This is a genomic window from Geminicoccus sp. (assembly GCF_035556675.1).
Classification (GTDB): Bacteria; Pseudomonadota; Alphaproteobacteria; order Geminicoccales; family Geminicoccaceae; genus Geminicoccus.
Window position 1 is genome coordinate 1 of sequence record NZ_DATMFZ010000160.1, and the last position, 8305, is coordinate 8305.

Sequence of the window (8305 nt, forward strand, 5' to 3'; positions counted from 1 at the left end):
GATCTCGCCCGCCGCTTCGTCGCGGCCGGACGTCCGCTGCTGGCATTCCTCGACACCCACGAGCCTGGCCGGCTCGAGCCGCCCTATCCGCCGCACTGTGAGCGTGGCAGCGGTCATGAGGAACTGGTCGACGAGCTGGCATGGCTGGACGGCGAGCCGATCGCCACCCTGATCCGCAAGGACTGCATCAACGGCTTCGTCGGCGCCATTGAACCGGCCCATCCCGGTCACGGCGTCACCCATAACCGGGTCGTGGACTGGATCGCGCTCAATCGGCTCCGCTCGATCGTGGTCACCGGGATCTGTACGGACATCTGCGTGCTGGATTTCGTCGTGACCATGCTGTCGGCACGCAACCACGGCCTGCTGTCCACGCTGCGCGACATCGTGGTGCTGGAGCCGGCCTGCGCCACCTACGACCTGCCGCTCGAGACGGCCCGCCATCTGGGCCTGCCGGACAGTGCCGCCCATCCCCAGGCGCTCACCCACCATCTGGGCCTCTACCTGATGGCGTCGCGCGGCGCGGTGCTCGCCAGCGAGATCCAGGGCTGACCCCGCACATGGGCAAGCCATTAGGAATTCGTTAACCGGCACCCTCTATGCTCCGTCGGGTGATGGCCGGCGGGATGGGGCATGACGGGACGAGGCAGACGACGATCGGCGGGCCAGGCGGACCTGCGCCTGGATCCGACCCGGCGACGCGGCGAGCCGATCGAGATCGAGGTCACGGGCGGCGTGCGCATCCTGGCCGCCAATGACCTGGACGCGATGGCGTCCTGGGTCATGTTCGAGCAGGAAGACTGGTACGAGCTTGAGCATGGCTGGCTTCGACGGCTGGTGCAGCCGGGCTGGCGCGTGCTGGACACGGTACCGGGCTGCGGGATCCTGTCGGCGACCCTGGCAAGGCGGATCGGCCCCTCCGGCGCCGTGCTGGCCTGCGATCCGCTGCCGGCAGGACATGCCCGCCTCCAGGCGATCCGCGCCGGCAACCGGCTGGACCCGCTGATCCCCCTTCTTGCCCAGATCGCCTCCCCGGAGGAAATCGGCGTCGCGCCGCCGGCCACCACGCTGGACCGCCTGGCCGCGGACCATGGTCCGTTCGAGCTGGTCCGGCTCGGTCCCGATCCGCTCGCCATGCTCGCAGGCGGCCGGCAATTGCTGGAATCGTCCCGGCCGACCCTGGTGCTCCCCATCGGCCCGGCCAATGGCGGGTCCGTCGGCGAGGCCGGCCTGCTGCTCCGAGAACATGGCTATGCGCTGCACCATCTCCTGCCGGGCTTCGCCGCAGTGGCACCGCTCGATGCGGGTTTCCTGGACGATTTCACCTCCAATCTGATCGCCTGCCCGCTGGAGCGTCAGGCCGGGCTGGCCGAGCGTGGCCTGCTGGCGCATGCCGAAGAACTGGCACTGGCTGAGCTGGACGTCCCGCCCCTGCCTGGGCCGCTGCCCCCGGGCTGGCCGGATCTCGCGCGCAGGGTCGAGGCTGGGCTGGCGGCAGGCCTGCCGCTGCCGGCGCGGATCGTCTGGACGGGACGGCTGGTCCGGACATGGCTCGGCGGACTGCGCGACTTCGTCGACCTGATGGACCACCCGGCCCGGCTGACCACCCTGGCCGCCTTGCTGGCCGCCGCCGGTGCGAGAGGCGCTGCCCTGGAGGCGATGCGTCCGCTCCTGCACCTGCTGCAGGAGGGGCAACTGCGCCTGGACGAGCCGTTCCTACCGATCCTGCCCTGGGCGGACCAGGCGGGTGAGGCGGACGGGCCGGTGTGGTGGAAGCTGGCAACGGCGGCCGACGGGCCGGAAGCGACCGAACTCGGGCTGATCCATGCGACCGCGCGCCTGGTCGCCCATTCTGGCTTTCACGGCGGGGCCTTCCTGTATCCCTGGCTCACCCGCTACCGGCACAGCAACGCATTCACTCCGGAGCTGGAGCGGCGTCGCCAGCTGTTCGCCCGCCGGCTCGGGGAAGCCGGCAGCTTCGAGCCCAGCCCGGCCATGCTGCGCTCGCGCAACGCCCGCTTCGCCCAGCCCCCCCGGCAGGCAGCCTGACGAGGTGCCGGTGCCCGCCTGGACCAGCCGGCGCTACTCAGCCTTCCAGCGCAGCCTTCACCATCGGGCTGGCGAGCTTGAGGTCGATGGCCGAGCCGTGGCGGGCCTTCAGTTCCGCCATCACCTTGCCCATCTGCCGCGGCGAGCGCTCGGGCAGGGCCGCGACCACCGCCTCGACTTCGGCACGGGTCTGAGCCTCGTCGAGCATGACCGGCAGGTAGCCGGTGAGGATCGCGCGCTCGCGCTCCTGGACGGAAGTGTCGCGGCCGGCGAGATGGCCGATGGTTTCCTCGACGTTCTTGAGGAAGGCGCGGACCGTGCGCACCACCGTCTCGTCGTCCGGCGACTTGTCGTCCTTGCCGGCAGCCGCGATCAGGGTACCCAGCAGGTTCTTGGCGACCTCGTCGCGCGCCTTCATCGCGGCGAGCCGGTCGGAGCGGAGCTGATCGAACAGGGCCATGATATCGTCCGGAAGGGTTAAGAGCCCTGCCGGCACGCTGGCCTGCCGGCAGGGAGCCGGGCAGATCACCCGGCGTTGATGTAAATGTGGGGTCGCGGGGCCGGCAGTGAAACGGCGCCGTGATAGCCAGGTCGGTCTTGGCGGCATGGTGGATGGGGCTGCAACGATGCGGGATGAGCGGACAGCGGGGACAGATGCGGCGGGGACGGGACCGCTGCCGCTGCGCGTTGCCTGCCTGGCCGGGCTGCTGGCGCTCGGCGCCTGCGCCGGCGGGCCGGAAGTAGGGCCGGTCGCGGACGGTGATCCCCGCTCCGCCCGGATCCTGCTGGAGAACGTCAATCGGACCGGGCCGATGCCGGTGGTGACGACGGGCTCTGCACCGGGTGGCCTGGCCGCGCCGGAGGTGGAGGCGGCCCTGGCGCAGGGGGTCGTGGGCGGGGCCGAGTTCGCTGTGCAGCCGGAGGCCCAGAGCGACGGGGCGCGCGTACTGCTCGTGTTCGGCCCACCGGAACAGCTCTCGCCCTGGCGCGCCTGCGCGCCAGACGCGGTGCTGGGCTCCGGGTTCGGCGATGGCCGGCGGGTGGCTGCCCTGGTCTGCGACGGCCCGAGCACGGTGGCGCATCTGCGGGCAGTCGCCGCCGGAGACACGGCGGCGGATGCGGCCGACCTGCTCCAGGCGGTGGGCGACCGCCTGTTTCCCGACCCGTACGAGCGCTACGCCTATGATCGCTACAGCGGCGTAGGCTATGGCGGGTTCGGCAGCTTCGGCAGCTACGGCAGCAGCGTCGGGGTCGGCATCGGGTTCGGCTTCTGAGCGGAGGCGAAGGCGGCGAGCACCCGCTCCACCGCCCGCAGCGGCGTCTCCGCGCCCGCCGCCACCTCCGCCCGGCAGCGTGCCAGTTCCACCGCGCTGCCGGAGTCGCGGGCCAGCAGTTCCAGGAGCCGGGCATGCAGCAGCGTGTCCAGCCAGCGCAACTGCTGGGTCCGGCGCTTCTGGTCGAGCTGACCCGTGGCCCTCATCCGTTCCAGCCAGCGCAGCATGCTCGCCCACAGCTCGGGCAGGCCCGCTCCGGTCAGGGCCGAGACCGTCAGCACATCCGGCCGTGAGGCCGCGTCCTCGGGCAGCAGGATGCGCAGCGCATTGGCATAGTGACGCCGCGCCTGCTCGGCGGCGAGCCGCTGCTCGCCGTCCGCCTTGTTGACCGCGATCAAGTCCGCCAGCTCGATCAGGCCCTTCTTGATGCCCTGCAGCTCGTCGCCTGCCCCTGGCAGCATCAGCACGAGAAACAGGTCGACCATGTCGGCGACGCTCGTCTCCGACTGGCCCACCCCCACCGTCTCGACCAGGACCACATCATAGCCCGCGGCCTCGCACAACAGGCCGGCCTCCCGGGTGGCGCGCGCCACCCCGCCCAGCATGCCCGCCGATGGCGACGGACGGACGAAGGCGGCAGGATCCGTTGCGAGCCTGGCCATGCGGGTCTTGTCGCCCAGGATGGAACCGCCGGTGCGGGTGCTGGAGGGGTCCACCGCCAGCACCGCCACCTTGTGCCCGGCCCCGGTCAGCATGGTGCCGAACGCCTCGATGAAGCTGCTCTTGCCCACGCCCGGTACACCGGTGATGCCGATCCGCCGGGCACCGCCGGCATGCGGCAGCACCAGGCGCAGCAGCGCCTGCGCGGCCGCCTGATGATCGGCCCTGCGGCTCTCGATCAGGGTGATCGCGCGGGCCAGCGCCGCCCGCTCCCCGGCGAGCAGACGGTTTGCCAGATCGGCGGTCGTCGGCGCGATGTTGGTCATGCTCATCGCTCCCCACCTAGCCGCTGCGCAAAGCCCCGGGTAGCCCGCTCCGTGCCTCCGGAGCGCCTGTCGGCCGGGAAAAAGCCGGCCGACAGGCGGGGGTGGACAGGACCTTCTCGCTGAAGCTCGACCCGACGACCGGCACGCCCCGCGACGGCAGGGCTGCGCACGCGACCTGTGCTGAGCCCCGAACGATCGGTTACCACAGCACCCATGACCTCGCCGCCGTACCAGCCGGCAAGTATGGTCATCAACCCTCCCAGGCCGGAGGCCGGCCGATCGGATTCCAGACCGTTCTTGGTCATCGACCCACCGCACCAAATGCCCTGGCGGCTGAAGGTGTCGGCTGGCCAGATGATGGCGGTGCCGATCATAATTGGGTGATCGCTCCATTGCCCGTGCCGGCGATCGCGGCACGTGAGGGATTGCCGACCCGGCTCGCGGTGACGAAGTGCTCGCTCCTGGGGACCCTCGTCTGATCCAGAGGATGCCGGCGGCGATGATGACGATGGCGAGGTGGTTGCGGGTGGTCTTCTCGTAGCGGGTGGCGACGCGGCGGAACTGCTCGAGCCTGCCGATGCAGCACCCGACCAGGTGCCGCTCCTGATAAGAGTGCCGGTCGAGCGGCAGGCGCTGTGCTCGGGACGGATGGGACGGGATGACCGCCCGCGCGCTTCTGGCGGCGATGGCCGCATGGAAGGCGTCCGTGTCATGGGCGGTACCGGCGATCCCCACTTTTGCCTGTTGCCTCGCGATCAGGGACAGTGCTTGGGGCGCATCACCGGCTCGACCGGCCGTCGGGATGATCCGGGTCGGGCAGCCCACGCACCGAAAGAGGCAGCTTGCTGGTCAGGCCGCCGCGGAACGGCCAATCGCCTGACCCTGAAGCCCCCTGTCGCCACCGGCAGCATGCTGGTGCGCACGCACGATCGTCCTGTCGACGAGCAGATCGTCGAACTCGGCATCCTCGGCCAGCGCGACCAAGATCTGGTGCCGGACGCCCTCGACGCTCCAGCGGCTGAACCGCCGGAACCCCGTGTTCAAAAAAATTGTTTGGTCCCGAAGTGTGGTGGTGCAGTTGATCAGCATGCTGCGAGGGAAGCGCTATGGGCTGGGTTCTCCACGGCAGCACCCGTACGACAAAAGGCGGTCCGTCGCGATCCAGCTACACCAAGACAGCGTGAGAGCGCTGGCCAGGCGCTAGGGCGTCAGCCCCACCACGATCCAGAAGTGGCGCAAGCGGTCGGCGGCCGCGGACGCGCCCATGGGGCCGAAAGAGGTTCGCTCGACGGTCCTGACGTCCGAAGAAGAGGCCATCATCGTCGCCTTCCGTCGGCACACGCTCCTGCCGCTGGACGACTGCCTCTACAGCCTGCAGCCGACCATCCCGCACCTGACCCGCTCGTCTTTGCACGCTGTCTGGCTCGGCCTGTCCGCTGTGCGGCCATCCCTCCGGTGGATCGGGCTGAAGCCCAATGGGATCAGCCGCCTGCCGGAGATCGAGGGCGACAAGCCTGAAAAGAAGTGCTTCGCCAGCTACCCGATCGGCTACTTCCACATTGATATCGCTGAAGCCATTACCGAAGAGGGCAAGCTGCGCCTGTTCGTGGCAATCAGCCGTCAGCAGACGGCTGATCCGATCTCCCAAGGAGACCGGGCCAGCAGGCCCGGGAGGCGACCGCACCAGCAAGTTCGCCTTCGTCCGCCTTGTGGAAAGCGCCGGCAAGATGGAGGCGGCCCAGTTCCTGCGCGACCTGATCACGGCCGTGCCCTACCGCATCCACACCGTGCTGGCCGACCACGATGTCCAGTTCACGCCACGCAAGCAGGACATCTGGGACATCCAGCACATCTTCGATCGCGGGTGCGACGAGCCTTGCAGCGGCTGTGCCGCTGCTCCCTCCGGGATCGCACAGCGATGGCATCGAGCATCGCCTCACCAAGGTGAACCACCCCCTCCCGCCGGCTCCTGCCTGCGGTCCTTGCAGGAGATGGTCGATGGCCTGCCCGTCCGGTTCTTCTGAACCGGATAGCGCTGCTGATGGATGATCGGCCTGCTGGCCGATCATGGCCAGCGATGGATCAATGGCCAAGTCGAGCGCATGAACCGCACGATCAAGGACGCAACGGTCAAGCGTTACCACTACGACAGCCACCACCAGCTCAGAACGCACCTGCAGCTGTTCGTCGATGCCGATAACCATGCCCGCCAGCTGAAGACCCTGCGTGGCCTCACACCCTACGAGTTCATCTGCCAAGCCTGGGTGAAAGAGCCCAACCGGTTCAGGCTCGACCCGTCACACCACATCCCGAGACCATACAGCTAGCGGGGCGTGAGCAGGAAGGAGGCGATGGCGGCGCGCGCCTGTGCAGGAATGGGCCCGGTGGCGTTCTCTACGACCTTGGCCATCTCGCCACCCACGAAGTCGCCCTCGGAAGTCATGCCCAGCGACAGGAAGGTGTCCAGGTCCTCCGGACTCCACTTGCCGATGCCGTGCTCGGGATCGGGCGTGATCGCGGGGGCACGGCCGGTGATCAGGTCTCCGGGGTTGCCGCCCAGCTCCTGGCCAGGGTCCGGAACACCGAGACCCCAGAAGGTCCTGGGGCTGTGGCACTCCGCGCAGTGGCCGGGACCCCGCACCAGATAGGCGCCCTCGTTCCACGAGGCGTCCCGCGCCGGATCGGGATCGATCGGCGCCGGGTCGAAGAACAGCCAGCGCCAGGTCCAAAGCCCGGTGCGGATCGAGAACGGGAACATCAGCTCGTGCGGTGGCGACGGACGCTCGGCCGGCGCCACGTCATTGCGCAGGTAGGCCCAGAGTGCCCGCAGGTCGTCCTGGGTCATCCGCGCATAGCTGGCGAACGGGAAGGCCGGATAATAGGGCGAGCCATCCGGGGCGATCCCCTCGCCCATGGCACGCAGGAAGTCGTCCTCGCTCCAGCTGCCGATCCCGGTCTTTGGATCGGGCGTGATGTTGGGCGGATGGAAGGTGCCGAGCGGCGTCACCAGGGGCGCGCCGCCGGAAAGCGGCGGCGCGCCCTCCTGCGAGTGGCAGGACTGGCAGCCGCCCAGGTGGAACAAGAGTTCACCCCGTTCCATGCCGGCCGCGGGCCAGGCGAGGCCCAGCGCCGCGAGCAGGGTCGTACATGCCAGGCGCAACGGTCAGCCTTGCGGCTTGCGGTAGGACTGGTGGCAGCCGCCGCAGCCGTTCTTGCCGAGTGCCGCGAACGCCGCGGTGGCGGCGGCGATCTCCCCGGTGCCGGCGGCCGTGCCCAGAGCATCGGCCAGCCCGTCGGCGCGCTCGACCGCACTGTCGAAGCCTGCCTGGTCGGACCAGATCGCCGGCAGGGCGTCGGTGGGGCCGGTATCGCTGCCGGCCGGGAACAGGGCCGGCACCTCGGCCAGGATCTTGCGGATCGCCTCGGCATGAGCCTGGACCTTGGCCAGATCGCCCTTGGCGGCCAGCGTGTCCTTGATCCCACCCATCTCCTTGCCCATGGCCTTCATGTCGGCCTGACGCTTGGCGATGACGCCGTCGGCAGCAAGGATCGAGCCGGTGGCCAGGACCGCCCCGGCGACGACGGCGAGAATTGCGGCATATCGGGTCAAACGCATATCAGCCTCCCCAGCAAACATGGCCTCTTCTAGAATGACTCCGAGGTGTCGCGAAGCTGTCGTCGCGGTCCATCGAGAAAAAATCGAGGCCGCTGACCCATCCGACCCGCTCGGCATGGCGCGACCCGAAGCGGGCACTGCGTGGCAAGTTAGTGACATCCACGGGATATTGTTCGACGGGATCGACGCGCTGGTCGACTTCCGGCGTAACCTGACTGCCGGTGTACTCAACTGCGGACCTCGCCGCGTGCATCGGCGCCAGCCAATCGAGCGTGGCCTGATACCTCGATGATCCGGAGGGTATCGTTCCCGCCGCACGACCGCCGGCCTGTTCCCTGCCCGCGCGGCCCGAAACTGGAGTTCACCACCCCGCCGTGCTC

At 69.4% G+C, this 8305-nt stretch carries 8 protein-coding genes and 1 pseudogene; 4 read left to right on the forward strand and 5 right to left on the reverse strand.

From position 1 onward, the window contains the following. The coding region (locus VNS22_RS11935; RefSeq protein WP_325732676.1) for an isochorismatase family protein at nt 1-552 on the forward strand (552 nt) is incomplete at its 5' end. Between the two features lie 81 nt (nt 553-633). Then, nucleotides 634-2049 carry a hypothetical protein gene (locus tag VNS22_RS11940; protein WP_325732677.1) on the forward strand — a complete coding sequence of 472 codons (1416 nt, stop codon included), beginning with the start codon at nt 634-636 and terminating at the stop codon, nt 2047-2049. 37 nt (nt 2050-2086) lie between these two features. On the opposite strand, the gene VNS22_RS11945 is transcribed toward VNS22_RS11940, so the two are convergent. Then, nucleotides 2087-2509 (reverse strand): GatB/YqeY domain-containing protein, encoded by a 423-nt coding sequence (locus VNS22_RS11945; RefSeq protein ID WP_325732679.1) that lies wholly within the window; start codon nt 2507-2509, stop codon nt 2087-2089. Nucleotides 2510-2675: 166 nt separating this feature from the next. Here VNS22_RS11945 and VNS22_RS11950 point away from each other — a divergent pair, with 166 nt between their 5' ends. Continuing rightward, nucleotides 2676-3323 carry a hypothetical protein gene (locus VNS22_RS11950; RefSeq protein ID WP_325732681.1) on the forward strand — a complete coding sequence of 216 codons (648 nt, stop codon included), beginning with the start codon at nt 2676-2678 and terminating at the stop codon, nt 3321-3323. On the opposite strand, the gene meaB is transcribed toward VNS22_RS11950, so the two are convergent. Both meaB and VNS22_RS11960 read right to left on the reverse strand, forming a co-directional pair. Next, nucleotides 3281-4309: a methylmalonyl Co-A mutase-associated GTPase MeaB gene (meaB, locus tag VNS22_RS11955; protein WP_325732682.1), complete on the reverse strand. Its 1029-nt coding sequence runs from the start codon at nt 4307-4309 to the stop codon at nt 3281-3283. The genes VNS22_RS11950 and meaB overlap by 43 nt on opposite strands. An 849-nt stretch (nt 4310-5158) precedes the next feature. Next, a complete protein-coding gene (locus tag VNS22_RS11960) occupies nt 5159-5398 on the reverse strand; it encodes a hypothetical protein (protein ID WP_325732683.1) in 240 nt (79 codons plus the stop codon). 17 nt (nt 5399-5415) lie between these two features. On the opposite strand from VNS22_RS11960, the pseudogene VNS22_RS28565 reads away from it, so the two are divergent. Beyond that, nucleotides 5416-6636 (forward strand): annotated as a pseudogene (locus VNS22_RS28565) (IS481 family transposase). Here VNS22_RS28565 and VNS22_RS11975 read toward each other — a convergent pair. Together VNS22_RS11975 and VNS22_RS11980 are read right to left on the reverse strand one after the other, a co-directional pair. Then, nucleotides 6633-7469, reverse strand: a complete 837-nt coding sequence (locus VNS22_RS11975; RefSeq protein WP_325732685.1) for a cytochrome c — start codon at nt 7467-7469, stop codon at nt 6633-6635. The pseudogene VNS22_RS28565 and the gene VNS22_RS11975 overlap by 4 nt on opposite strands. 3 nt (nt 7470-7472) lie before the next feature. Then, a complete protein-coding gene (locus tag VNS22_RS11980) occupies nt 7473-7925 on the reverse strand; it encodes a c-type cytochrome (RefSeq protein WP_325732687.1) in 453 nt (150 codons plus the stop codon). Nucleotides 7926-8305 lie beyond the last annotated feature (380 nt).